Below are 25,073 nucleotides of genomic sequence, written 5' to 3'. Positions count from 1 at the left end.
GTAGAAACGGTTTTGTGTAAACGACAAAACCCCGTTTGCCCTTTGTATATCTTACCAAAAGGAAAGCGGGGTCTAAATTAAGATTACTGCTCCATTTGTTTGCCCAGGAAAGCGGCAGCCGTTTCGGCCATTTTTATTTCCATTTGCGCCATCTTCGCCGAATCATCCTTGCTCACCATCACTACACAACCAATAGGATCTCCACCGGAAATGATCGGTGAGGCTACATATGAGGACACCAAATCCGGATGATCTTTAGCAATTTCATAACTGCCTTCATTGGTTTCTAACACAGTCTTACGGCTGTCCATGACTTTCTCCAGCAGCACTCCTACCTGTTTCTCCAAATAATCTTTTTTGGAGCCGCCTGCAAGGGCAATGAAGGTGTCACGATCAGCAATCATCGTAATGTGTCCAGTGCCTTCGAACAATGACTCCGCGTACTCTTTTGCAAAGTCACCCAACTCACCAATCGGAGAATATTTCTTGAGAATGACTTCACCGTCCCGATCGACGAATATTTCCAGTGGGTCTCCTTCTCTAATACGAAGAGTACGTCTAATTTCTTTGGGAATAACCACGCGTCCGAGGTCATCAATACGGCGAACAATTCCAGTAGCTTTCATTTCACATGTGCCCCGCTTTCTTAAGAAGTATGGTCTTACTACTGTCCATTATGGGAAAGGATAATCCCAGTGATTTATCGTAATATCTGACCATAGTATTCATCTCTTCCCAGATCCTTATACATAAGCTGACATGTATTAATATCTGCATCAAGATAAAGGTAGTTCTACAACCGTTTCTGCGAAATAAAAAGCCATCTTCACTTTAAGTGAAGATGGCTTTTCTAAGGTAAGCTTGTCCATATTTACCGATGTTTATTCAGCGGCATCTGTAGCACTTGGAGAAGCACTTGGGGATGCGCTTGGAGCTGTAGTGGCTTCTGTTCCACTATTTGTTCCGGTTTCATCGGCGGCAGCAGAGCTTTTTGGCAGATTGATGTTCTCAATAATGCCTTCCAGATCCTTTTCCATGAACGTTTCTAGGTTCTTGGATACAATTGAGCTCTTAATGCCTTCTTTTTGCTCATCCGTTAACTGGTCAAAAGTCTTGTCTGTACGGGACTCCACCTTGATGATGTGGTAACCGTAAGAAGTTTCTACAGGATCACTGATGGTATTTAGAGGCAAGGTCTGAGCAGCCTTCTTAAACTCCTCCACATAAGTGCCTACAGCTTTATCTTTATATTCTCCGCCTGCCTCTTTAGAGCCAGTATCGTCAGAATATTCCTTAGCGATGGCTGCGAAATCAGCACCGCCATCCAGCTTCGCCTTAACTTCTTTCGCTATTTTAAGCGCTTCTTCGCTGGTACGCTCTTTGTTGTCTGCATCTGTCAGACCAATTAGCACATGACGCAGTGTGGCAACCGTAAAGTCGCCTTTAGTCGCTTCGAATTCTTTGACAACTTCATCATCAGTCACTTTAAGCAGCATATCCTGATAAACTGTCAGCACACGCTCCATATAAGTACGAATATCTTTCTCTGTAACGTCAGCATCTTTCAATGTCTTCTTATAGGTATCGCCCAACTGTTCCTTAATGCTTGCGATTTGAGTATCGGCTTCTTTCTCCGCTTGCTTTTTCGCTTCATCCGTTGCTTGGGAAGCCAAATATTCAAAGCCCACTTCTTGCTTCAGAATGGACTCCTTAAACGCATCGATCTCTAAATATTGCGCTTGTTGTGGAGAGAGAAATTTCATGATTTTCTGATCCATTGCAAATTCCTTTTGTGTAATCGTTCCACCTTTATAAGTGGCCACAGCTTGATTATCATCCGCACTATTTCCACATGCTGCTAGCATAGAAAAGGAAACTGCCGCTGCCAATGAAACGAGCAGCACTTTCCATGATTTTGTTTTATTTAACGACATTGTGTAGTTCTCCCTTCGATTTAAAAGACTGTTTAGCTTCCTTAAGAAACTGTTCAAGCAAGTCAAGCAGCTGTTTATCACTTAAATCTTTCGATTTGACCCGGATACTGGCTTTCGCATCCCTATCAAATTGTACACGTCTTTCGAAGCTATTTCCAACTTTGGCGAGTTTCGCTGTGTCTAAAGCGCCGAGACTTCCCTCATAGAAATTCAAGGTAACATCATCTCCGCGTCTAATCATGGAATCAATGCCATACATTTTTCCATACACTTTCAGACGAGCGACCGATAGTAGATTTACCACGGCTTCAGGTAACTCACCGAACCGATCCAAGAGCTCATCTTCAAGCTCGGAAGCATCATCAAAGGAGGTTACTGCCGCCACTTTTTTATAAATTTCAATTTTTTGGATACTGTCGTAAATATACTCTGACGGCAGATACGCGTCAATCGACAAATCAATGACTGTATTGCCTTCTTTCAGGGATGTGTCTTCCTCCCCAAGCACAGTAACCTTACGCTTACGAATTTCCTCCGCCAGCATTTGTGAGTACAGATCAAACCCCACGGATGCGATAAAGCCATGCTGCTCTGCACCCAGCAAGTTACCTGCACCGCGAATAGACAGATCTCGCATCGCTATTTTGAAACCAGAGCCCAGCTCCGTAAATTCCTTAATAGACTGCAGACGTTTCTCTGCAACCTCTGTCAGAACCTTGTCCCGTTGATACGTGAAATAAGCGTAAGCGATCCGATTGGACCGGCCTACACGTCCACGCAGCTGATAGAGCTGAGACAAGCCCATTTTATCCGCATCATGCACAATAAGTGTATTAACGTTCGGAATATCTACGCCCGTCTCAATAATACTTGTGCTGACGAGCACATCGTATTCTCCGTCAAGGAAATCGAGAATGGTCTTCTCGAGCTCAGATTCCGACATTTGACCATGTCCGATGCCAACTCTAGCCTCAGGAACAAGCATAGAGATTTGAGCAGCCATTTCTTGAATGCCCTGCACACGATTATAGAGATAATAGACTTGACCACCGCGGGCTAATTCCCGCTCTACAGCTTCCCGCGTAAGGGTCTGGCTATGCTCCACTACATACGTCTGTACAGGGAATCTGTTCTCTGGCGGGGTCTCAATGACAGACAAATCCCGCACTCCAAGCATCGACATATGTAGCGTACGAGGAATTGGAGTTGCAGTCAGCGTAAGAACGTCTACATTCGTTTTCAGTTTTTTCAGCTTTTCTTTATGAGTCACGCCGAAACGCTGTTCTTCATCCACAATTAATAACCCCAGATCCTTGAATACAAGGTCCTGAGATAACAGACGATGTGTACCGATAACTACGTCGACAGTTCCTGCCCTAACGCCTTTAATCGTCTCGTTCTGCTCTTTACGGCTGCGGAAACGACTTAAGACCTGAATATTAAGCGGGTAATTAGCGAAACGTTCCCGGAAGGTCTCATAATGCTGCTGAGCCAAAATCGTTGTCGGGACTAGCACCGCCACCTGTTTACCTTCAATCGCTGATTTAAAAGCCGCCCGAATAGCCACTTCAGTCTTACCATACCCAACATCACCGCAAAGCAATCGGTCCATTGGCCGGTTTTGTTCCATATCCTTCTTAATCTCTTCGATAGCCCGAAGCTGATCTCGGGTCTCCTCGTAAGGGAACATTTCTTCAAATTCATGCTGTTCCTGTGTATCCTTTTCAAAACCATATCCTGCGGCACTTTGGCGCTCAGCATATAGCTTTATCAAATCATCAGCAATATTCTGAACGGAGGAACGAACCTTATTGGTCACTCGTGTCCATTCGTTGCCGCCTAGCTTATATACTTTCGGCTCTTTATCTTCGGAACCGACATATTTCTGAATCAGGTCAATCTGCTCAATCGGAACTGAGAGCTTATCGCCGCCAGCATACAGAATATGCATGTAATCACGGTGAATACCGCTGACCTCAAGCGTGCCGATTCCCATATATTTTCCGATACCATGGTTCTGATGGACGACATAATCACCGATTTTCAGCTCTGTGTAACTCTTGATCCGTTCTGCATTATCTATTCCTTTGGAGATCTTCCGTGCCTTCCGCTGCTTCTGAGAGAACATTTCTCCCTCAGTTATAACAGCTAGATGAATAGAGGGCAGCTCAAAACCAGAACCCAGATTTCCTTGTACAATCATCGGCTCGTTAATGCCGTAATCATAAAGAACTCTGCGCACTCGTTCAATCCGTTCCTCACTGCTCGCAAGCATCATTACCTTAACACCGGACTTCTGCCAACGCTCCATTTCCGATTTCAGCACATTCATCTGGCCATGGAAATCCTGCATTCCACGACTGATAAACCCAAGAATGTTCTGAGGCTGAATATGCGGAACCTGACGTAAAAAGATTGACATAAACAGGCTTTGGAACGGGCGCTGATACATAACAACATCCGTATCGACAGAGAGATCTAGATCCGGCAATGATTTGCCGTTTTGCAGCAAATGCAGATTCCATTCCGATTCATCCCGTTCAAGCTGTCTCGCCGTTTCGAGCAGTCTTGTCGGCTCATCTAGAATAAGAATGGTATCCTGGGCCATGTAATCAAATAAATGAGAGCGTTCAGGATATAAAAGACTGATATATTTATAGATCTCCGGGAAATAAGTACCTTCCCGCAGCATTTCCAGCTCACGGCCAATTTCTTCCCGCAGCCTGAGCTTCGCCTGGCGATCCGCCATCTTCTCCAACTGTCGCTCCATCATAGCTGAGGCTTCAGCAGAAGCAGATTCCTGGCGCAATCTACTAGCTATAATCTCTTTAGCCGGTGTAATCTTCACACTACGTACCTTATCAATAGAACGCTGATCCACTGGATCAAAAGTTCTTATGGAATCAACCTCATCGTCAAATAACTCAACCCGATAAGCAAAAGGAGATGTCATTGGATAAAAATCAATTATTCCACCCCGTACGCTCAGTTCACCACGATTTTCAACCCGCTCTACTCTTTCATAGCCCATTTCAATCATGGACATCAAAAATTCATCCAGAGCAAGCGTTCCATCTTGGGAAACGGTGACTTGTGCCTCTGCCATAACCTCTGGGGCTGGCAGCAATCTACGCACTCCTGAGTAAGGAACTACAACAATACCACGGAAGCCCTGAGCGCATTTGGTCAGCACATCTATACGCTGAGCCAGTGTCTCTGGGCTTGATACAGCCGCTTCTGCAGCCACTAGTTCATTGGCGGGATAGAGCAGAACCCGGTCAGGGGAAAGCGCTTCCTGCAAATCATCGGCCATCTTCTGGGCCGAAAACATATTATGAGTCACTACAAGTAAGGGACGAGTTGTCTCTTCATGTAATGCTGCAAGCATAATCTGTCTAGCAGAACCTGTAAGCCCCGAAATGAGCTGCTCTTTCATACCTGCAGCAACACCATGGGTGATAGACTGGAAATCGGGATCCTTGGAAAAAGCTTCTATAAGACCTTGTAACAACAGGCGCACCTCTCTTACTAAACAGGCTAACGGTGGCATAGCCACCGTCACCTATTATGATTGGAATCGAAAAGAAGCCTCAGCTGTAACGCCAAGGCTTGCGGATGACGATAGAGACAGGCGCTTCCACCTTACTGAAGCGGACTTGTCAGCAGGCTAAGCTCCGGATTGTTCTCTAAAGCCTCCTTGCAATAGTCGCAAGTAACCTTTACCGTGATTTCACCTTCTGAATTATACGCTATTATATCTCTGCGCTCCGCAGGGGTCAAGGAATGAAGGCCCAACTGCATTTCTGTAACATCACTTCTATTAATACTGCCTAGAGATGTCTTACAGTGCCTACAAACATAGTTTATTGCCATCTATATGCCTCCTGAAGGTACTATATACCTTCAGTATGTCCGGGCAGCTTCATCTTTAGCCTTAAAAACAACAGGGTTTACAGATTAACCATTGAACTTAGCCATTGTCTGCTCGAATGAATGCTGTAAGCTGTATTCCAGTGCATCACAAGTATTAAGGATCATTTGCTTAAGCGGATCGCTTTCCTTCTTAGGAAAAGTAGAAAGAACATAATCGACAATAGCAAAACCTGGCTCAGGACGAGAAATACCCATTCGTACCCGATTGAAATTCTGTGTTCCTACATGCTGTATGATGGATTTAATTCCATTATGTCCACCAGCGCTTCCTTGATAACGCAAGCGGACTTTTCCGATTTCTGTATCCAAATCATCATAAACGACGATCATATCTTCAAGTTGAACTTTGTAATAATCCATATAAGCGCGAACGGCCTCACCGGATAAGTTCATAAAGGTCATGGGCTTAATCAATACGGTTTTGACGCCACCAATGACCCCTTCACCGATGACGGATTTACATTTGCTCTGGTTGAAGGCAATTCCGTTCTGGGCAGCAAGCTCATCCAAAGCCATAAAGCCAACATTATGCCTTGTTTTCGCGTACTGTGTTCCGGGATTTCCCAATCCGACAATCCATTTCATTATCGAACCTTTCCTTTCCGTTCGGGCTCTCCGGCAAGAGGAGTCCGTTTTTGGTACAATAGATCTAATCTACATATCTCTGTGCAACCAGAGCGAAATTATACTCCGAAGACAGGTGATAACCCATGCCGCACAAAGGCGAATTATTGACACATCAACGCCATTTTCAGTACCACATCCAATATGCTGTGCCCGTGGAAATATACAAGGGCGACGTGCATATTGATATCGGTGTATTAACAGCGGTAGACGAAGCTTTCGTGGAGCTACAAGGGACACTATATAACCGCAGTTTATTCACCTTTGTCTCCCGTCCCGGATATTAAATCCAGTAGTTCTACCTGTAGCACGCCGATAAGGGTTACATCTCCGAGAACGGAGGTGTAACCCTTTTGTACTATTCATTCGTTATATTTATTCAATCTCGAACAATTTACTAATCGACAACTCTTCATGAACGCGGATAATTGCCTCACCCATAAGTGGAGCCACGGACAACACCTTGAGCTTAGAGGTTGGATTCGCGCTGCGAATTGGAATGGTATCCGTCACGATAATTTCTTTGATTGGAGAATTCTCCAGACGCTCGTGTGCAGGACCAGACAATACTGGGTGTGTACAGCATGCGTATACTTCCTTCACGCCGCCTTCCATCAAAGCATTAGCACCAAGTACGATCGTTCCAGCGGTATCGATGATATCATCGATCAGGATGGCTGTTTTGCCTTCGATATTACCGATGATGTTCATAACTTCGCTGACGTTAGGTTCTGGACGACGCTTGTCTATAATAGCCAGTGGAGCGTTCAGGAAATCAGCAAGCTTTCTTGCACGTACTACACCGCCATGGTCCGGCGATACGACAACTGGGTTCTCGATTTGCTTGGAACGGAAATACTGAGCCAGAATCGGTACACCAAGCAAGTGATCCACTGGAATATCGAAGAATCCTTGAATCTGCATGGCATGAAGATCCATCGTGATTACACGGTGAGCGCCAGCCTTTTCAATTAGATTCGCTACCAGCTTAGCGGTAATGGGGTCACGGGAACGGGCTTTACGATCTTGACGGGCATATCCGTAGTAAGGGATAACCACGTTGATGCTTTTTGCGGAGGCACGTTTAAGCGCATCTACCATAACCAAAAGCTCCATCAGGTTATCATTTACAGGGCCACAAGTGGATTGAACAATATAAACATGGCATCCCCGAACGCTTTCTGACAGCTTGACCTGAATTTCTCCATCGCTGAAACTTGTGGTGTGTGATTCACCCATCGGAATCCCGATGTAATCAGCAATTTGACTAGCTAGCTTAGGATTGGAGTTACAGGTGAAAATCTTTAACTTGGAATCACAATAAGTCATAAAATATAAACCCTCCGTGACGGAATTTAGCTTTCCAAAGGCGCCGGCGCGGAAATATAAGTCCGTCCGGCGCTTCTTAGCAACGCTTTACGATGGACTCGAGTGGTCTTTCTTCGCTTTTGCACGGGAACGGATCTTCTCTGCATATCCCGGTTTGTTCTCTTGTCTTACTCTAGCTACAGCCAGATCGTTCTCGGAAACGGAACGTGTAATTGTCGAACCTGCTACAACAAAAGCCCCTTTGCCCACAGTAACTGGAGCAATAAGGTTAACATTACTGCCAATAAAGGCATCGTCTGCGATTGTTGTCTTGAATTTATTATACCCGTCGTAGTTAACGGTAATCGCACCGCACCCGACGTTTACATTCTTACCTACAGATGCGTCGCCGACATAACTAAGATGTGACACTTTTGAACCGTCACCAATAGTAGCATTCTTGATCTCGACGAAATCTCCAACCTTAACTTCTTCTCCAAGCACAGAGCCTGGACGCAAATAGGCAAAAGGCCCAACGGTTGTCCGTGCGCCGACTTGAGCTTGATTCAATACGGACTGCTTAATCGTTGCATCATCCATAATCTGACAGTCTTCGATTTCACTAGCCGGTCCGATCACACAATTGTCCCCGATTACAGTCTTCCCTTTCAGGATGGTTCCTGGATAAAGCGTAGTATCTGATCCGATAACTACATCTGCTCCGATATAAGTCGAGGCTGGATCAATGATGGTCACACCGCCCAGCATGTGTTTACGATTAATACGTTGACGCATAAAGGCTTCCGCTTCGGACAAAGCTAAACGATCATTAACGCCGATAGACTCAGCTGCGTCATGGGTCTGATATCCTAGTACGGTATCCCCTTGTGAACGAAGAATCCCAATCACATCAGTCAAATAATACTCCTGCTGGTTATTACTGTTCGTTACCTTCTCGAGTGCAGCAAATAATTTAGCATTATCAAAACAATAAGTGCCTGTATTGATTTCTTGAACGGCATCTTCTTCAGTAGTGCAATCCTTCTGCTCTACAATCTTCAGAACGCCGCCATCTTCACCACGAATAATTCTTCCGTAGCCTGTAGGCTTTTCCATAACAGCTGTCAATACGGTTGCAGCCGCATTACGCTGTTCATGAAGCGCCATGAGTCCTTCCAGGGTCTCCGTGGTTACGAGTGGTGTGTCTCCACAAATAACTATAGTTGTTCCTTCTTCGCCAGCAAGTAAATCCTTTGCTTGTTTGACAGCATGGCCAGTGCCGAGCTGAGTTTCCTGCAGAACGTATTCCGCTCCTTCACCTACATAGGCCTTAACTTTCTCTGCGCCATGCCCAACAACAACAACGGTGCGCTGGCATCCGGTCGCTTTTACTGTATCAAGCACGTGCCCTACCATCGGCTTACCGCAAACGGGGTGCAGCACCTTATATAATTTAGATTTCATTCGCTTGCCTTGACCTGCGGCAAGTACTACAGCCATTCTTTTCAAGAATGCCAACCTCCTACTCTTGAACTCACTACTGAATATATCTCATTCCGGGCAAAAAGAAAAGAGAACCATGAAGTCATGGTTCTCTTTTCTATAAACCCCAAGTTAGAAAAGCATTTATCGCTGCCTTTCGAAGATGTCGTCAAATCCTTCACCAGCAATAGCTTTTCTTGCAAGATCAGGCTGCTAATTCATGAAGTGTATGTCGGTGTGATCTTATCAAAAACGGCGGATCCTACGCCACCCAAAAGGTAGCAGTCTTCCGAGGAAGCCTAAGCTCCCTCTTCAATAACTTCTTCTTCTTCCGTAGCGGCGCGATCGTACTCGGCCAGAACCGCGGATTGAATCTTCTCGCGTGTTCCCGAAGAGATCGGGTGCGCGATATCGCGGAATTCGCCGTCCGGTGTACGCTTGCTGGGCATTGCAACAAACATCCCATTATTGCCATCGATGACGCGAATGTCATGAACAACAAACTCGTTATCGATGGTAATGGATGCGATTGCTTTCATTCTCCCCTCAGAGTTAACGCGGCGGAGTCTGACATCCGTAATTTGCATGTGTGTGTTCACCACCTTTTTCCATCAGAGACTTGGTGTATAATTCCACACAGCAAAGCGAATTCCTTCTTTTTGATTCCATAAAATACCTAAAAAAGAAATATATTTTTTGGGATATGTTGTTTTCGACATACATCGAGTAGTTTTCTTAATATTCCTTACGTTTTCGACAATTTCCACGCTTTTTGAAAATGTAAGAGAATGGCTAATCAAGAGGAAAAGTAGTTGCCCGGATGCGCCGAAATTCTCCGCTCTTTCGAGTCTACTTCACTTAGTTTTACCAAGGACACGTAATCGTGCAACAGACGCTCTTCCGTCTCTACAGCGCCTGATTCCACTAAAACGCCTACCCCTGCAACCTCGGCATTAAATTCACCGAGCAGATCGACCATACCACGTACAGTCCCTCCCGCCTTCATGAAGTCATCTACGATAAGTACTCGCGATTTCTCCTTGAGTGCACGTCTGGAGAGAGACATTGTGTGTATGCTTTTATGAGATCCTGATACGTAGTTAATACTTACTGCTGATCCCTCTGTAACCTGATGGTCACGTCGCACAAGCACTACCGGCAAGCCTAGCTGTGCTGCTGTTGCATAGGCTAGTGGAATGCCTTTCGTTTCAACGGTCATCACCACATCGATTTCCGATCCGTAAAAGGCCGTTGCGATGATCTTACCCGCCTGTTCCATCAAAGACGGCAACCCAAGTAGATCCGACATATACAAATAACCGCCAGGCAATATCCGGTCAGTCTGCTCTAGCTGCACACATAAGCGCTGCACAAAGGTAAGCGCCATATCTTTAGGCATAACCGGGATATAACGTACTCCACCCGCTGCACCAGCTAAAGTCTGCAGCTCTCCGATGCCTTCACCTTCAAATACTTCTTTTATGATTGCCAAATCTTCACTAATGGAGGACTTAGCCGCTCCATAGCGATCGGCAAATATAGACAGCGGCAGTAGTTCATGCGGCCGCTCAAGTAAAAACTGAGTCATGTCTACCAAACGTTGGCTTCTTTTTAATTTCTTCACGGAATGCTCCTCGCCAAAACCGAATATTTTAGAAAAATATATCACTTTTGTACGGGTTTACACAAGAGAAGCAGACTAATTCAGTGATCTCACTGCGTAGACTTCCTTGCAGAACCCTCGCAGTCCGTTGTAAATCCTTGCTACTTTAGACTGCTTGGACACTAACCCGAATACGGTAGGTCCGCTGCCTGACATCAGTACGCCATCTGCTCCAAGCTTTATCATCGCTTCCTTGAGCTGCTGAACCTCTGGATGCAGCTTTAAGGTAACATCCTCAAGCACGTTGCCCAGATGATTGCACACGCCCCCAAAGTCTCCAGCTTCTATCGCTTGCTGCATCTTTCGAGCAGAAGGATGAACCGCTATATTATTGCTCCGAACGCGTCCATACACTTCTGCAGTCGATACATTGATCGGTGGTTTCGCCAACACAACCCAGCATTGTGGCGGGTTATTGATTGGTGTCAGCTTTTCGCCTCGTCCTGTAGCCAAGGCTGTGCCGCCTGTGACGCAGAAAGGTACATCAGAACCCAGCTCAGCGCCAAGCTCCTGTAGCTCCTGTGCAGGAATACCCAGACGCCACAGACGGTTTAGACCGCGTAGCGTAGCTGCGGCATCACTGCTGCCGCCAGCCAGGCCAGCCGCAACCGGAATTCTTTTATCCAGATGGATATGTACCCCACTCTTCACGTTATAACGGTCTTTAATAAGCCTTGCCGCCTGGAAAGCTAAATTTTTCTCGTCCAGGGGAATATAACCAGCCTGACTTGATATTATAATAGTATCCCTTGGCAGCTCAGACAGCTCTAAGCGGTCTGCTAAATCTACCATGGTCATAATCATTTCCACCTCATGAAAACCGTCAGCACGTTTGTGCAGCACATCCAGCATCAAATTAATTTTAGCTGGTGCCTTTTCATACATTTTCAAGGCGTTCACCCACCTTCAGCTTTTCCCGTAAAAACAACTTAACATATTATATGAGAAACTTCTAATGAAGTCCAATAATAAAAGGGTGTCGCCATTTAGACGCACCCTTTTTCAGTAATATTCACTTTATAGCCTAAAATTTAAGATTTCCGCGCAGCCTGTTCAGCAAGCTGTATCGCTTTTTTCACCATGTTGCCAGCGTCTTGAGTTGTAATTCCACCCCAGCCCTCACGTTCCACGGTTTCATAAAAACCCAGCTCCTTGGCTAACTCTGTCTTCAGTTCCTCCGACATCATGCCTCGTTTTCTGCGGCTCATTACGGAATTCCTCCCTTATGAAAATAAATGATTAACCCGTTGCCCAATTAGTATGCTTGCTTAGCACACGGATCATGCACCAAATATTTGTCCCAAAAAACGCAAACAAAAAACAGCCTCCAAGGGAGACTGTTCGTGAAACATTAAGCTTTAATATACATAATCCGCATCTGCCCATCGTCTTCACAAACTGTGATTTCCACAGATTCAGTAAGTATATCGGCATAGCTATAGGAGACTCGCTTAAAAGTTTGCTGCTCCTGATCCAGTTTGACAATAAATACAGAAGGGTACGTTTCTTCCAGGACACCTGTGCGTTCAACGGTTTTACGACGACCTCCGTTTGCACGCAATGTGATCTTATGACCGACGTGAGCTTCAAGACTGCGTTTGATTTCCAACAGCGCGTTATTAGCCATTACCTGACGACCACCTCTTTTCTTGTCCATTATACAACTTTTTCAGGACAATGTCAAAGCAAATAAATAATTAATTATAGTTGATGCATATTTCGTTGTCAACGGAATTTTTTTGCGAGAAATCAGCGCCGGACTAATATCCTTGTTATCTGTAATATAGGCATTACAAAGAAAAAAAGAAAGGGTTAAGCTCAGCGCTCACCCTTTCTTTCGGATATTCTATTCAGCCCATTCAAATTACCTATATTCCTGACACCATAGACCTATCTCTGCCGCTTAAATGGCTGATGGTGTCACTTTTAGCGCCGACAGATTCTGCAGTCGCGGCATTCCGATGCGGAAGCTGCCACGGGTCTCAACACCACCAATACCCTGATTACCGCTGATGGTATTATTCAGAACATCGCTAAGATTTACAGTATCCCTGATGGAAGTAAAGGATGATTTTGCTGCTACATACACGGGATCCAGAGCATGGATCAAAATTCGACCAGGTGAACTGGCAAAATTAGCTCCAGCTCCAAGTAAGGCCTCGAAATGAGATTGACAAGCACCGGCAACAATAGTCAACGCATCAAAATTCCGCTCATACTCCCTAGCTACCCTAATAGCAGCTATAAAGTTTTGCGAATTTTTATAGCTATTCAGACTATACAGATCGTAAGTATGCTGTTGCTTCAGTACCCCATCATGACCAGTGATCACTACAATATCTGGGCGTACACGGGGCAACAGCCGGTATAACGTATCAGCCATTGCAGATTCATGAACATGATGCCCTTCAGCGGGAATCCGCAGCTGCTCGTATAAGCTAAGGCTCTTATTCAAATATGCCGGATCGCCATCCAGATGCAGTACTTTACCTGGCACTTCAAAATAAGGAGCTTCCTTGGACGGTGGAGCCCATGTCCCCTCTGTTAGGGTTCCCCCGCTCCGCTGACTTTGCTCCTGACGGTCCTTCCGCAGCTGTGTCAGTGATTCCTTCGCTTTGATCTGTGCTTGCTGTCCCCGTTCCGTTATTCGGGTAGGAGGCACTTGAACCAGGTCATCCAGAGGAGAATCCGCCAACAGGCGGAAATCTGTGCCTTTAATGACGGCTCTATCCTGCACAATATTATCTACACGAAATGTTAAATCACCGCCATAAGATTTGCGAACGACCAAGTCTCCTAAATTCATTACAACCACCACCTCTACCCCATCGTATGGGCAAAGGCCTCAGTTGGTTCATAACTCAACATATTTTTAAAATATAAGAATGTATAATGCTCCACCAGAATAACATCCTTATATTTCTACGAGAAACGGTTGTCGTCCTTAAGACAACAACCGTTTCCTATTGCTTATTCAATTCCAGCGGCTAGCAAAACACCGCTTAAGCGGGCGTATTCTTCAAGACTGAGTGTTTCTCCGCGACGGGTCGGTTCAATACCCGCTTCTGCGAGTAAAGCCTCCAGCTGCTCACGTCCTTGTTCAGGGAAGTAACGAGCCTTCAGATTGTTAGCAATCGTCTTGCGGCGCTGTGTGAAAGAAGCGTGAACCACTTCAAAGAAATGCTTCTCACTCTCCACCTTTACCGGAGGATGCTCTCTAACCTTCAGACGGATAACAGCAGACTCCACATTAGGTTGAGGGATGAATACCGTACGTGGCACGATACAGACGAGCTCAGGCTCGCTGTAGTACTGCACGGCAATGCTAAGACTTCCGTATTCCTTTCCACCTGGAGATGCAGCCATACGCTCCGCAACCTCCTTCTGAATCATTACAACGATGTTATCAAGGGGAAGCTTCTCTTCGAGCAGCTTCATCAGAATCGGAGTAGTCACATAATAAGGCAGGTTAGCAACCACACTGACCTTGTTCACAGTGGTGAAATCTTCCTTGAACATTTCCTGCAAGTTCACATTGAGGACATCATCGTTACGAACCTTAACATGGGGATAGGGGGAAAGTACGTCTTTTAATATTGGAATCAGTCTACGGTCAATCTCTACGGCAGTTACAGCACCCGCTGTTAGTGCCAGACGCTCCGTCAGCGCTCCAATTCCCGGCCCGATCTCCAGCGCCCCAGAATCGCTATCTAGTCCAGCAGCGTCTACAATCTTGTCCAAAATATTCTGATCAATCAAAAAATTCTGTCCCAGGCTTTTCTTGAACTTGAATCCATAACGTTGAATAATCTCTTTGGTCCGTTTTGGAGTCGAAATTTCCTCTCTACCACTCATGAAGTAATGCCTCCCTGATCAATTTGGGCGAGAGCCCCGGCAAATTCCTCCCGCGTAATCCCAAACATCGCCAGCCGCTTGTACAGCTGTTTGCCGTTACAATATCCGATTCCAAGCAAATTACCAAGTGCCATACGTCTTTCAGCAGCCCGAGGGTGTACAAGCATTCCAGCGGCCATAAGATCATCAATACCAATCAAAGCAGGTGCTCCTTCAAAAGAGGTATGTACATTACGCAGCGCATGACGAATCGCCTCTGGCGATGCATTCTCTACACCGATATCCCCTTTTCGAGTTGCGTCCTTCTCTGGAATAAAAGCATGCTTGCAGCCCGGCACCTTCGCTGAAACGATTTTACGAATTCGCTCCCCAGCATGGTCCGGGTCCGTAAGAATAATAACCCCTCTACGTTCCATAGCAAGCGCGATCTTAGCAATTACAGTCCGGTTTACAGCAGAGCCGCCTGTCTCAATGGTATCCGCTTCTACAGCACGCTTAATGGCTACGGTATCGCTTTTGCCTTCAACGACGATTAATTCCTTAATCATATTTCTTGACTCCTTCCAAAAAAAGCAAAAAGAAGAGGATTCGCTCCTCTTCTTTTGGTTAAAGAATGTATAAGTGATGAGCGGTTGCTCTGCGATCAACGAAATGATCATCCAGCGTTCCTTAACGGTTATCATCACTATAGCTTATCAAAGGATTTTTTGCAAAAGCTTCAGTTCTAGTTAAGCTCTGGTTTCACAGGTCCAATCACATAAACGGTACGTGATTTACGGCCGAAATTACGAGCATGGCTCAGGGAATCATAATAGACATCCACTTTATTGCCTTTAATGGCACCGCCAGTATCCTCTGCACGGCGGAATCCAAGCCCATCGATATAAACCCACCAGCCAATAGGAATTACATTCGGATCTACTGCAATTGTACGACCTTCCGTTACGCGTGTTCCGGAGGCAGTTTTAGTACCTATCCCTGGCTCTTCTGACGAATAAGCTGTCATGGAGACGTTCTTAATCATCTTCTTGTACTCAAAGTCTACGCCAGCCTTGCTTGTGACGTTCTTAGTCTTAGCGCTAACTTTAGTCGTTTTGGAGGTAGTGCTTGATTTGGAAGTTGTTGTAGCTTTAGCAACTACAGTAGGCTTAGGAAGTGCTTTAGTACCAACGGCAATGATCTTATCTTTTGTTACCGTTTGTACTTCCTTGCCGATCATGCGCATAGAGGCCAGTTCTCCGTCTTGATAGATCTTTTCAATATGCTGAACCATGACGCCTGGTTTGCCTGCCTGTGCCACTCTAACTGTTCCCACAGTAAGGGAGGGATCTGCTGTCTTAATAACACGGAAAGGTAAGTTAGTTGTTCGCTGTACCGTTTGCTTGTTGATACGAACGATCTTAATCTCCATGTCAGCAGAGATGGTGGTGTCTAACGAAGGAAAAATCTTATCATAGCCTTCTAGGTTGATACCCAGTTTGTCAATCGCTTGACCGATAGTGTCTTCGGTCGTATATAACGTTTTTGTTGCTCCGTCCGCAGTAAGGCTAAATTTCTGCGCACGATTGATAACGACACGGTCACCGTCTTTTATTTCATCACTCAGACCTAAAGATAATTCATCATGCGGCTGCAGCGAAATTTGCTCTTTCTCCAACACATCACCAAGAAGTGCTTCTCGCGTTTCAAGTGTCTGTGTTTGCCCGTCTATTACTAAAACTAATTGTTTATTACTTTGACCGTGTACGTACAGCAGAATTAACAGCGCGATTGCGATTGAAATCACACCTGCAAGTAAAAGTACGCGAGTATTTACTTGCTCCCACCGTAATGCGAAAGACCTGCTGGATGACTGCGAATCATGGGATACCTCTGGTTGGAATAAGCCCATTCTCTCCATCCTCCTTACATAGCCTCGTCGTCAATTTGTATATCATGAGGACTGAATTTCTTTGACGAAACTATTTGAGATTGTCACAGGATACGCACGTATTAACTTAGCGTCTCCTGCTCATGGATCGCCTGCTCGGCACAGCTACTCCCACACCTGTTATATAACAGTATGCGGGCAACATTCAGTTTATTCAAAAATAAAGAAGCCTAAAAAGAGTTCTCTTGAGGACTCTTTCGTGGCTTCTCCGATGTCAGAATACGCGGGAATGTTTGTGCACGAGGTTGCCTCTCTTACTTGCGCTTACGGGGTTAGCTGTCGGGTTCGGACGAAAGAGAGACGCCCTATTTCAGGTCACCCGCTCACGGCGGTTGCCCTTAAATTCACCCCAAAGACCACGTGAAGAAATCAAATATTGTTCTGCGGCAATTCCTAGTCGTATTCAAGATACAGGCATGCGGCAGTTCAATATTGGTTCCCCCGTTCTCCATACGGAGACTCAGCGAGACGATCCATGAATCAATGGCTGTCACAATAACAACAGCTCACATCACTGAAAAGATGATATCCTGTTTTGATGCATGTTGTAAAGGACGATTCAACCACGTTTACGCAAATATATGGTTAAAATATTGTAATAATCAGCCGTTTTTATATTAAAAAAGTTTAATATATCGGCCATTCTCTATTTTTCACCCGTTTTACTCCTGTTTTCAGACAATCCCAAATCGTTCCAGTGCGTTCGCATACGTAATTTTAGCTAATTCTTCCCATGTTAACCCTTTAATTTCAGCCGCAGCCTCTGCTACTAACTTCACATGAGCACTCTCATTTCGCTTGCCTCGGAAGGGGTGTGGAGTCAAATATGGAGCGTCTGTTTCGATCAATAATCGGTCCAATGGCGTCTGTGCAAGCACCTCTTTAGGCACTCTGGCATTTTTGAACGTGATCGGTCCTCCAAATGACAAATGAAATCCTAGGTCTAGACACATTTTTGCGGTTTCCCAGCTGCCTGAGAAAGAATGCATTACGCCACCAATTTCATTTGCTTTTTCCTCCCGTAAAATCCGTACGACATCTTCATGGGCATCACGGTCATGTATACAGATTGGCATTTTTAGTTCACGGGCTAGTCCAATTTGTTTGCGGAAGACCTCCTGCTGCACATCCTTGGGAGAGGTATCCCAATAATAATCCAACCCAATCTCTCCGATGGCCACCACTTTCTCATGGCTGCAAAGAGAGGCGATCCAATCGAGGTCCCCCTCTTTCATATCAATCGCATCCTGTGGATGCCAGCCCACCGCTGCATAAATATAATCATAAGATTCAGCCAGCTTCATCGTTGAAGGGATCGTTTCCCGATTAAATCCAATATTGATCATCTTGCTAACTCCGGCCTCTACTGCACGAGCTATAACTTCCTCGCGATCCTCGTCGAATTGAGGCGCATCTAAATGTGTATGTGTGTCGAACAGATACATTTTAAAGCTCACTCCTTGTTGTTTTTATCAATAGTTCCATAAATATTTGTATTATTTTGCAAAAATCTCTGCTACAGAAGAGGGCAACCGTGTAAGGGCTTTTTTCAGCTTATCCTGTGGGAAATATAGGTGATATCTGCCACGATGAATCCCGCTTATTGAGCGCACAATATCCGATACCTCTGAAATTTCCCGCAATTGCTCATTGCGATCAAGCAGTAAAATTTGATTATTGTCGAAGGCTGCTCCTGGACGGAACACATCATAAGGCAAATCTGTCGGATAATCAATCTCTAAGTCATATTCTGGGTTAAGTCCCGCTCCCGCAAAACTGCTGCGGATTTCCGTAATCATATCTGTATCCAAATTCTCGATCTCTACATATTTATACAGTTTACGATGAATAAAACGGGTACACAAGTCGCTTAATAACTCATCTTCTTCAAGTGTCCATTGCATAAAAGCAGTCTGTACCAGTGCCTCATCAAGCATTAAATATTGCTTCACTGTTACTTCTCCTCGAAAGAGATCTTCCAGCGGAGCGATCATAAAGCGAAATTTGTACTCCTCTTGGAACAATTCTTTAGCTCTACGGAAGATTTGACGCAAAATAATTTCAGAGCTGCGCGTCACCGGATGAAAATATACCTGCCAGTACATTTGATAACGCGACATTAAATAATCTTCAATGGCATGCATACCTGATTCTTTTACTACAATCCGCCCATTATAAGGACGAAGCATTCTCAAAATCCGATCAATATCGATGGTTCCATAGTTCACACCTGTATAGTACGCATCACGCAGCAAATAATCCATACGATCAGCATCCAGCGGACTGGAAACCAAATTGACAACAATTTCATGCTCATATGTCTTAGAGATAACTGAGGCTACTTTACGAGGAAAATCTTCCTCCACATCACGCAATATTTCGGTGATCTCCGTGTCCTCCAAAATAATTCGGCAGGTCCAATCCTCATGGTTCATTTCAAAAGCTTCTTCTATAGAATGTGAAAATGGACCATGCCCTAAATCATGCAGCAAAGCCGCACACAAAGTAAGCAAACTTTCTTCAGGAATCCAATCCTTATACCCGCTGCGCTCAAATTGCGAAATGATTCTGCGTGTAATTTCATATACTCCTAAAGAATGAGAAAAACGACTATGCTCTGCACCATGAAAAGTGAGATATGAGGTACCTAACTGGCGAATCCGGCGTAAACGCTGAAATTCTTTTGTATTAATTAGTCGCCAAATAATCGTATCCTGTACGTGAATATAATTATGAACGGGATCCTTGAAAACTTTTTCTTCCGTGAGCGGCTGCTTCATGAGATCAACTCCTTCTAATAATTTAATATGATTTTAACTAATATCAGTATATAATAAGTAATTATGTCGTACTTTGTCGAAAAGTATCATTTTTGGTCTTGGTAAATCGACAAAATGCTTTCAGGGTAATTCTTAATTTTTATAGGGACATTCAAAGTTCTTATGGAAATTTTCTTATTCAGCCTATGAAAAAAGGTTGACTGATTTGGGAATCGTTGGTATTATAAGTATCATAAAACAGTGAACAATGTCGAATAATGACGTTTTTGGAACATTGAGAGGAGTAACGATTGTTATGATGAAATCAACAGGAATTGTAAGAAAAGTAGACGAACTTGGACGGGTTGTTATTCCTATTGAATTACGCCGTACACTTGGCATTGGCGAAAAGGACGCACTGGAAATTTACGTTGATGGCGAACGGATTATGCTTAAAAAGTATGAGCCTGCCTGCATTTTCTGTGGCAACGCTGAGAACGTAACTTACTTTAAAGGAAAAATAGTTTGTCATGAATGCATATCTTCCATCCCTACCCCTGTGACAAACTAAATTAAATAGTATATAATAGAACTAATCAAATTGTTAATTCTAACCTTTTCATATCTCCTTGACCTCCCGTGACCGCGGGAGGTATTTTTTATGTCTGGGTTTGCCCTCCTGGTTATCCCCTCCCTAAGGGCAATGTGCTTCAAGACGGAACTAGTAATACTTAGTTGTATTTCTTACAGTTATTTTAAATGCTTTTTACCATTAAACGAATTAATTGTATTTTGTACACTTATATTTCCTATATCTCCGTGAAATCAATCCTTTCCACCTTTATAACTGTATGAAGTACAACTAAACGAACAAATACATAAAAAAATTCAAAAATAACTGTACAAAATACATTTAACCCACAGATAATCATTTAAGCTCGGGCAGGCCGTTTCCGACAATCCTTAGTTATTCTAAGCATTCGTCTACAACACTTACTCTTCTTCTCTATCAAGCAACGCATTATAAATATCCCGTTTGGCTACACCCCGGTCTGATGCCGCTTTTTTCATAGCCTCTTTCCGTGGTACATCCTGTGCTTCGTAATGAGCTACATGATCTTCAATGCTTAACTGACGCCACCACGCCGATTCTGCGATTTCTGCATCTTCCTTGCTCTCCCCTTCTACGACAATAACATATTCGCCTAGCGGAGGATGTTCAGCCAGCCATAGTGTACATTCCTCAATCGAACCGCGTAGAAACTCCTCATATCTTTTCGTTAATTCACGTGCCAACACAATCTGGCGATTACCGAATGCTTCTTGAAGATGAGCAAGTGTCTTAACTACGCGATGGGGAGATTCGTAGAACAACAAAGTGCCTTGAGCCGAACGAAGTGGACTTAATACTGCTCGGATGTCCTTACGCTCTCGGGGAAGAAAGCCGATAAAGGTGAACGTATTCGTAGATAGACCAGAAGCGATCAAAGCTGACAACGCTGCGTTAGCTCCAGGGATAGGAATCACCGGAATTCCATGACTTATTGCAAGGGCTACAAGATCCGCTCCAGGGTCAGAAATCGCTGGTAAACCGGCATCGCTGACGAGTGCCAAATTTTTTCCTTCTATTATATAGCGTACAAGCTCAGGTCCACTGGCGGCCTTATTATGCTCATGATAACTAAACAACATCGAAGGTGAAATCTCAAAGTGGCTGAGTAATTTTCGGGTCTGTCTCGTATCTTCCGCGGCAATAATATCACATTCCTGCAATGTACGGACTGCACGATAGGTCATATCCTCCAGATTACCGATAGGTGTAGCCACCAGAAAAAGCGACCCTGTTGTCTCCTGAGTACTGGTATTAGTCTTGTTTTGAAAACTGCTTTGGCATGATATCGTCATGATTTACCCTCTTTAGCACCATAGTAGATGTCCATAATCTCTGGACAGTATTGATTGTCCTCATTATATACGATGAGCGGTGGTTGTAAACGAACCTCAGGCTTTCCATCACGTGCAGCTTCGATTAATACCATATTTGCCTCCAGATGGGCACGTGGATGTACAAACCGAATAATCTTTGGCTCGAGTCTATATTGTCTCATAAGACTGATAATATCAACCAACCGTTGTGGTTTATGAACCATACTTACCTTTCCGCCCGTCCGAACCAATCGCACACAAGCCTGAATGACCTCCTCCAGTGTACAGCCTATCTCATGGCGAGCCATAGCTTGATGGTTGTTCAGCTTCAGATCACTGCCATTAAGCGGCATATAAGGAGGGTTCACCGTTATTGCATCATACACCCCATGTCCTGCGGTAGTATATAACTCGCGCAAATCACCTTCATGAATTACAACCTGATCCTGAAGGCCATTTAGAGCCACGCTACGACGAGCCATATCAGCTAAACGAGGTTGTATTTCAATGCCTTCTATAGAAGCTTTTGTCCGGGTAGTCATTAAAATCGGTATTACACCATTTCCCGTACAAAGATCTAGAACTCTTCCACGTGGCGGAACACTGGCGAAACGAGCAAGCAATACAGCATCCATAGAAAAACTAAATACTTCATCACTTTGAATAATGCGCAGGTCATGTGTTAGTAAATCATCCACCCGCTCCGTCGGTAACAAGGGGACAGATATATCATTAAAAGAATTCGTCATGTAATAATCTCCTAAAGGTTTTGATGAGAAAAACTTGTTTCAAAGGCATATGCCTATTGGCTAAAATTCAAAAAAAACCGTAGGATTAATCTCCTACGGCTGGATATCCTCATTTATTAAGAAAAGAAAGACAGAACAGACAGTCACCTTCCGTGCGTAAATGTCCAAAATAAACATTACAGATGTGAAAGCCTTCGTGGTAAAGTCGAGCCAAGTTGTCATAACCTTCCCCGACAACCTCTTCTGTTCCCTCTCCGGTAGCTAAAAGAGCTTCCGCCTCCGCAGAATCTACGGTAGGATCCAAAGGTGCATCCCGCTTTAAAATTTTGCGAAGCTGTTCATTCTCCAGAGTTAACCTCTGGTTAGCTTCCATCAGTTCTTTTACCGTCTGTTTCCATTCTCCAAGATTGGCGCGCATCGTTTCCATCTGCGCTTCCATATCCTGCATGTGTGCAAATATATTTTTCTTCTCCAAGTTTCCACCCCGAAAGTAACCTTATATGGTTTACTTGACGACAACATCATCCATTGGAAGTTCCTTAACTTTGCCCACTTCAAACAACTGTACATGAACCGTACGGTTTCCGGCATTGATTCCTACTACTTTGCCATCCCCCAATGAGGTCACGACAATCTTGCCGACCGCTGGCATTTCTTCCTTTACACTCTCATAATTGTCATGCTCAAATTTCAAACAACACATCAGACGTCCACAAAGTCCGGAAATCTTCGTCGGATTAAGTGAAAGGTTCTGATCCTTGGCCATTTTTATGGATACGGGTTCAAAATCCCCTAACCAAGAGGAGCAGCAAAGCACTCGTCCACAAGGTCCAAGTCCACCTAGCATCTTAGCTTCATCACGTACCCCAATTTGCCGAAGCTCAATGCGGGTCCGAAAAATACTTGCCAGATCCTTAACCAATTCTCTAAAGTCAACGCGTCCTTCAGCCGTAAAGTAAAATATAATCTTATTACGGTCAAAAGTAAACTCTACATCTACGAGCTTCATTTTGAGACCGTGGTCGCGTATTTTATTTAAACAGGTGGTAAAAGCCTCCTTAGCGGCGCTTTTGTTCTCCTCAACAACGCGTGCGTCGGTTTCTCCGGCAATACGCATCACTTTTTTGAGGGGTAGTACAACATCGGACTCCTCCACCTCTTTTTTGCCTACGACAACCTTACCGTATTCCACCCCACGTGCTGTCTCAACAATAACACATTGATCTCGTTCAATCGGAAAATCAAGTGGATCAAAATAATATATTTTACCCGCTTTTTTAAAACGGACACCTACTACGCTGTACAAAAATTAACCCCCTTGTTTGCCGGTAAAAGGAACCTATGGGCATGTCCGCTCCCTGATGATCCATGCTTGTCCTTCCTCGTCTGTTAAAACGATACTTCCAGGTAAAGCGACATCCGGAGGATATATCATTGCTAACCCTTTAACTTTCCAGTCGGATTAAGAACTGCTCCAGACACAACTGGGCATTGGCATTGGAACGCAGCTTCTTAGTACTCTCTGCAGCATATCCCATATAAGCCACCCATTGTTCCGCACTGCGCCCACGGGCATGCCTGGAAATAAAGTCTAACTGATCTATAAAAACGATACTTTCGTGCTTGCGGTACAGGAAGTAGAGCATATCTTTAAACCATAGATGGAACATGCTGAAAAGGATATCCAAATGTTCAGCGAGCCCAGTCTTGAACAGCTTCTGCCCGGCAGTTGCTACCGTGGAGCTGCCCTTGCTTAAGGACTCCTTAGCTAATTGTAACACTAGATTTCTCATTTCTGCAAACCAATTCTGTTCCAAAAGTTCCCTGCAACCATCAAGTCCCGAACTAAGTGATACTGCACATCGAGCTAAGGGGATCGGCACACCCTCACTTGCTAGCGCTTGAAGCATAATATCCGGATTTAACGGACTAAATGGGATCCGCTGAGTCCGTGACTGAATCGTCGGCAATAAAGAACGACTATTATCAGATATTAGGATTCCCACTGCCGGAGCTGGCGGTTCTTCCAGAAACTTCAACAAACTATTGGCAGCTTGTACCGTCATTTTGTCTGCCCCATCTATAATATAAACCTTTGGATTCACACCCTCAGATCGATAGGAAAAGACACGCTGCAGCTCACGGATCTGATCTATTTTTATGCTTGCACCGTCGGGCTGCAGCAATGACAAATCAGGATGGTTTCCATGCTCAACCTTTCGGCACTCTAGACATTCGCCACAGGCGTCATCCTTGCTTTCCGTGCAAAAAATTGCTTGGGCAAACATCAGCGCCGTCTTCATTTGTCCACTGCCTGCTGGTCCTGTAAATAAATAAGCATGGCTCACAGCGTCCTTGCGCAAGGCATTTTGGAGTAGCCGTTTAGCATGCTCCTGGCCTACTATATCATGAAAAGGCATAATTTCCTCCCAAAACTTTAAAAAGAAAGGTTGATTAACAACCCGCGAATTTCTCCAACACGTCCCAACAGATCTATTCGGCCCTGCTCACTATTCAGCAGATCGTCTGCCATAGATAGCAAAGCCGCATCAATTTCCTCAAGCAGCTTGTAACGCTTACCCCGCCCACGTCTATCCCATCCACGTGTCTCTTTCAGTATAACGCCTCTACGAGCGGTTTCTTCCAGAAACCTTTTGATCATCATCCGGTAAATGGTGAGTTCACGAATGGTCATAGACTTAGATAAACGGTCGCCTTGTGACTGTATTTCTTTGATCTGGCGGTTTAGTTCATCTTTGGTTTTCTGTTCACCTTGCTGCTGAAAAACGTCAGAGAACGATTTCTGCTGAACAGGCTTATTAGCCCCTTCTGCATTTGGAAGCTCACTCTTTAAGGGCCTATATCCCGGATTGATCTTCAAAGGTTATCTACCGCCCCTTTTTTGTAAAT

26 protein-coding genes and 1 riboswitch are annotated in these 25,073 nt (G+C 44.6%); of the genes, 2 read left to right on the top strand and 24 right to left on the bottom strand.

Annotated features, from left to right (window positions below; all coding sequences use genetic code 11):
- Positions 1–83 precede the first annotated feature (83 nt).
- From spoVT to pth, 5 genes are all read right to left on the bottom strand, one after another.
- Positions 84–626, bottom strand: coding sequence for a stage V sporulation protein T (gene spoVT / locus NST25_RS00270; RefSeq protein ID WP_036678783.1), 543 nt, complete (start codon positions 624–626; stop codon positions 84–86).
- 255 nt (positions 627–881) lie between these two features.
- Positions 882–1,934, bottom strand: a complete 1,053-nt coding sequence (locus NST25_RS00265; protein WP_076307260.1) for a peptidylprolyl isomerase — start codon at positions 1,932–1,934, stop codon at positions 882–884.
- Entirely contained in the window at positions 1,921–5,445 is a 3,525-nt protein-coding gene (gene mfd, locus NST25_RS00260; RefSeq protein WP_076186834.1) for a transcription-repair coupling factor, read from the bottom strand. The genes NST25_RS00265 and mfd overlap by 14 nt, the downstream gene beginning before the upstream one ends.
- Before the next feature lie 131 nt (positions 5,446–5,576).
- Positions 5,577–5,807 carry an anti-sigma-F factor Fin family protein gene (locus tag NST25_RS00255; protein ID WP_036678789.1) on the bottom strand — a complete coding sequence of 77 codons (231 nt, stop codon included), beginning with the start codon at positions 5,805–5,807 and terminating at the stop codon, positions 5,577–5,579.
- 84 nt (positions 5,808–5,891) lie between these two features.
- Positions 5,892–6,452 carry an aminoacyl-tRNA hydrolase gene (gene pth / locus NST25_RS00250; protein ID WP_076130069.1) on the bottom strand — a complete coding sequence of 187 codons (561 nt, stop codon included), beginning with the start codon at positions 6,450–6,452 and terminating at the stop codon, positions 5,892–5,894.
- A 125-nt stretch (positions 6,453–6,577) separates the two neighbouring features.
- Here pth and NST25_RS00245 point away from each other — a divergent pair, with 125 nt between their 5' ends.
- Positions 6,578–6,778, top strand: coding sequence for a hypothetical protein (locus tag NST25_RS00245; protein ID WP_036678792.1), 201 nt, complete (start codon positions 6,578–6,580; stop codon positions 6,776–6,778).
- Between the two features lie 88 nt (positions 6,779–6,866).
- On the opposite strand, the gene NST25_RS00240 is transcribed toward NST25_RS00245, so the two are convergent.
- The 13 genes from NST25_RS00240 to NST25_RS00180 form a co-directional block, all read right to left on the bottom strand.
- A complete protein-coding gene (locus NST25_RS00240) occupies positions 6,867–7,820 on the bottom strand; it encodes a ribose-phosphate diphosphokinase (protein WP_036678796.1) in 954 nt (317 codons plus the stop codon).
- A gap of 87 nt (positions 7,821–7,907) precedes the next feature.
- Positions 7,908–9,308: a bifunctional UDP-N-acetylglucosamine diphosphorylase/glucosamine-1-phosphate N-acetyltransferase GlmU gene (gene glmU / locus NST25_RS00235; RefSeq protein ID WP_076138495.1), complete on the bottom strand. Its 1,401-nt coding sequence runs from the start codon at positions 9,306–9,308 to the stop codon at positions 7,908–7,910.
- Positions 9,309–9,580: 272 nt separating this feature from the next.
- A complete protein-coding gene (gene spoVG / locus NST25_RS00230) occupies positions 9,581–9,868 on the bottom strand; it encodes a septation regulator SpoVG (RefSeq protein WP_020425826.1) in 288 nt (95 codons plus the stop codon).
- A gap of 209 nt (positions 9,869–10,077) precedes the next feature.
- Positions 10,078–10,905 (bottom strand): pur operon repressor, encoded by an 828-nt coding sequence (gene purR / locus NST25_RS00225; protein WP_036678807.1) that lies wholly within the window; start codon positions 10,903–10,905, stop codon positions 10,078–10,080.
- A gap of 75 nt (positions 10,906–10,980) precedes the next feature.
- On the bottom strand, positions 10,981–11,835 hold the full coding sequence (ispE, locus tag NST25_RS00220; RefSeq protein ID WP_076138497.1) for a 4-(cytidine 5'-diphospho)-2-C-methyl-D-erythritol kinase: 855 nt from the start codon (positions 11,833–11,835) through the stop codon (positions 10,981–10,983).
- Positions 11,836–11,975: 140 nt separating this feature from the next.
- Positions 11,976–12,152, bottom strand: a complete 177-nt coding sequence (locus NST25_RS00215) for a small, acid-soluble spore protein, alpha/beta type (RefSeq protein ID WP_036678812.1) — start codon at positions 12,150–12,152, stop codon at positions 11,976–11,978.
- 143 nt (positions 12,153–12,295) lie between these two features.
- Positions 12,296–12,571: a Veg family protein gene (locus NST25_RS00210; RefSeq protein WP_019914493.1), complete on the bottom strand. Its 276-nt coding sequence runs from the start codon at positions 12,569–12,571 to the stop codon at positions 12,296–12,298.
- 276 nt (positions 12,572–12,847) lie between these two features.
- Complete coding sequence (yabG, locus tag NST25_RS00205) at positions 12,848–13,750, bottom strand: sporulation peptidase YabG (RefSeq protein WP_036678813.1); 903 nt, start codon at positions 13,748–13,750, stop codon at positions 12,848–12,850.
- A gap of 164 nt (positions 13,751–13,914) precedes the next feature.
- Entirely contained in the window at positions 13,915–14,799 is an 885-nt protein-coding gene (gene rsmA, locus NST25_RS00200) for a 16S rRNA (adenine(1518)-N(6)/adenine(1519)-N(6))-dimethyltransferase RsmA (protein WP_036678815.1), read from the bottom strand.
- Positions 14,796–15,347: a ribonuclease M5 gene (gene rnmV / locus NST25_RS00195; protein ID WP_036678817.1), complete on the bottom strand. Its 552-nt coding sequence runs from the start codon at positions 15,345–15,347 to the stop codon at positions 14,796–14,798. Before rnmV ends, rsmA begins: the two co-directional genes overlap by 4 nt.
- A 176-nt stretch (positions 15,348–15,523) precedes the next feature.
- On the bottom strand, positions 15,524–16,690 hold the full coding sequence (locus NST25_RS00190) for a 3D domain-containing protein (protein ID WP_076105834.1): 1,167 nt from the start codon (positions 16,688–16,690) through the stop codon (positions 15,524–15,526).
- A gap of 285 nt (positions 16,691–16,975) precedes the next feature.
- Positions 16,976–17,205: riboswitch (cyclic di-AMP (ydaO/yuaA leader) on the bottom strand.
- 198 nt (positions 17,206–17,403) lie between these two features.
- On the bottom strand, positions 17,404–18,174 hold the full coding sequence (locus NST25_RS00185; RefSeq protein ID WP_036678823.1) for a TatD family hydrolase: 771 nt from the start codon (positions 18,172–18,174) through the stop codon (positions 17,404–17,406).
- 51 nt (positions 18,175–18,225) lie between these two features.
- Positions 18,226–19,509, bottom strand: coding sequence for an HD domain-containing protein (locus NST25_RS00180; RefSeq protein WP_076218451.1), 1,284 nt, complete (start codon positions 19,507–19,509; stop codon positions 18,226–18,228).
- 295 nt (positions 19,510–19,804) lie between these two features.
- On the opposite strand from NST25_RS00180, the gene NST25_RS00175 reads away from it, so the two are divergent.
- The gene (locus NST25_RS00175; RefSeq protein ID WP_036678829.1) at positions 19,805–20,059 is read left to right on the top strand and encodes an AbrB/MazE/SpoVT family DNA-binding domain-containing protein; all 255 of its coding nucleotides are present in this window, start codon (positions 19,805–19,807) and stop codon (positions 20,057–20,059) included.
- Between the two features lie 422 nt (positions 20,060–20,481).
- On the opposite strand, the gene rsmI is transcribed toward NST25_RS00175, so the two are convergent.
- The 6 genes from rsmI to NST25_RS00145 form a co-directional block, all read right to left on the bottom strand.
- Positions 20,482–21,393, bottom strand: coding sequence for a 16S rRNA (cytidine(1402)-2'-O)-methyltransferase (gene rsmI, locus NST25_RS00170; protein ID WP_340393177.1), 912 nt, complete (start codon positions 21,391–21,393; stop codon positions 20,482–20,484).
- The gene (locus NST25_RS00165) at positions 21,390–22,163 is read right to left on the bottom strand and encodes a tRNA1(Val) (adenine(37)-N6)-methyltransferase (RefSeq protein WP_036678833.1); all 774 of its coding nucleotides are present in this window, start codon (positions 22,161–22,163) and stop codon (positions 21,390–21,392) included. Before NST25_RS00165 ends, rsmI begins: the two co-directional genes overlap by 4 nt.
- Before the next feature lie 109 nt (positions 22,164–22,272).
- Positions 22,273–22,638: a DNA replication initiation control protein YabA gene (yabA, locus tag NST25_RS00160; RefSeq protein WP_036678835.1), complete on the bottom strand. Its 366-nt coding sequence runs from the start codon at positions 22,636–22,638 to the stop codon at positions 22,273–22,275.
- 30 nt (positions 22,639–22,668) lie between these two features.
- On the bottom strand, positions 22,669–23,469 hold the full coding sequence (locus NST25_RS00155) for a stage 0 sporulation family protein (protein ID WP_036678838.1): 801 nt from the start codon (positions 23,467–23,469) through the stop codon (positions 22,669–22,671).
- Between the two features lie 139 nt (positions 23,470–23,608).
- On the bottom strand, positions 23,609–24,583 hold the full coding sequence (gene holB, locus NST25_RS00150) for a DNA polymerase III subunit delta' (RefSeq protein WP_076099912.1): 975 nt from the start codon (positions 24,581–24,583) through the stop codon (positions 23,609–23,611).
- A 17-nt stretch (positions 24,584–24,600) separates the two neighbouring features.
- On the bottom strand, positions 24,601–25,044 hold the full coding sequence (locus NST25_RS00145) for a YaaR family protein (RefSeq protein WP_036678842.1): 444 nt from the start codon (positions 25,042–25,044) through the stop codon (positions 24,601–24,603).
- Positions 25,045–25,073 lie beyond the last annotated feature (29 nt).

Origin of the sequence: Paenibacillus sp. FSL E2-0190 (genome assembly GCF_037992965.1) — a bacterium.
GTDB lineage: Bacteria > Bacillota > Bacilli > Paenibacillales > Paenibacillaceae > Paenibacillus_AQ > Paenibacillus_AQ odorifer.
Note: the sequence above shows the minus strand (reverse complement) of the source record. Positions and strands in the feature narration are given on the sequence as shown.

Bases quoted from the DNA above. Each gene is read 5' to 3' on its own strand.
- spoVT (WP_036678783.1), bottom strand. From the start codon at position 626: ATGAAAGCTACTGGAATTGTTCGCCGTATTGATGACCTCGGACGCGTG.
- NST25_RS00265 (WP_076307260.1), bottom strand. From the start codon at position 1,934: ATGTCGTTAAATAAAACAAAATCATGGAAAGTGCTGCTCGTTTCATTG.
- NST25_RS00255 (WP_036678789.1), bottom strand. From the start codon at position 5,807: ATGGCAATAAACTATGTTTGTAGGCACTGTAAGACATCTCTAGGCAGT.
- pth (WP_076130069.1), bottom strand. From the start codon at position 6,452: ATGAAATGGATTGTCGGATTGGGAAATCCCGGAACACAGTACGCGAAA.
- NST25_RS00245 (WP_036678792.1), top strand. From the start codon at position 6,578: ATGCCGCACAAAGGCGAATTATTGACACATCAACGCCATTTTCAGTAC.
- NST25_RS00240 (WP_036678796.1), bottom strand. From the start codon at position 7,820: ATGACTTATTGTGATTCCAAGTTAAAGATTTTCACCTGTAACTCCAAT.
- spoVG (WP_020425826.1), bottom strand. From the start codon at position 9,868: ATGCAAATTACGGATGTCAGACTCCGCCGCGTTAACTCTGAGGGGAGA.
- NST25_RS00215 (WP_036678812.1), bottom strand. From the start codon at position 12,152: ATGAGCCGCAGAAAACGAGGCATGATGTCGGAGGAACTGAAGACAGAG.
- NST25_RS00210 (WP_019914493.1), bottom strand. From the start codon at position 12,571: ATGGCTAATAACGCGCTGTTGGAAATCAAACGCAGTCTTGAAGCTCAC.
- yabG (WP_036678813.1), bottom strand. From the start codon at position 13,750: ATGAATTTAGGAGACTTGGTCGTTCGCAAATCTTATGGCGGTGATTTA.
- rsmA (WP_036678815.1), bottom strand. From the start codon at position 14,799: ATGAGTGGTAGAGAGGAAATTTCGACTCCAAAACGGACCAAAGAGATT.
- rnmV (WP_036678817.1), bottom strand. From the start codon at position 15,347: ATGATTAAGGAATTAATCGTCGTTGAAGGCAAAAGCGATACCGTAGCC.
- NST25_RS00190 (WP_076105834.1), bottom strand. From the start codon at position 16,690: ATGGGCTTATTCCAACCAGAGGTATCCCATGATTCGCAGTCATCCAGC.
- NST25_RS00185 (WP_036678823.1), bottom strand. From the start codon at position 18,174: ATGTATCTGTTCGACACACATACACATTTAGATGCGCCTCAATTCGAC.
- NST25_RS00180 (WP_076218451.1), bottom strand. From the start codon at position 19,509: ATGAAGCAGCCGCTCACGGAAGAAAAAGTTTTCAAGGATCCCGTTCAT.
- NST25_RS00175 (WP_036678829.1), top strand. From the start codon at position 19,805: ATGATGAAATCAACAGGAATTGTAAGAAAAGTAGACGAACTTGGACGG.
- rsmI (WP_340393177.1), bottom strand. From the start codon at position 21,393: ATGACGATATCATGCCAAAGCAGTTTTCAAAACAAGACTAATACCAGT.
- NST25_RS00165 (WP_036678833.1), bottom strand. From the start codon at position 22,163: ATGACGAATTCTTTTAATGATATATCTGTCCCCTTGTTACCGACGGAG.
- holB (WP_076099912.1), bottom strand. From the start codon at position 24,583: ATGCCTTTTCATGATATAGTAGGCCAGGAGCATGCTAAACGGCTACTC.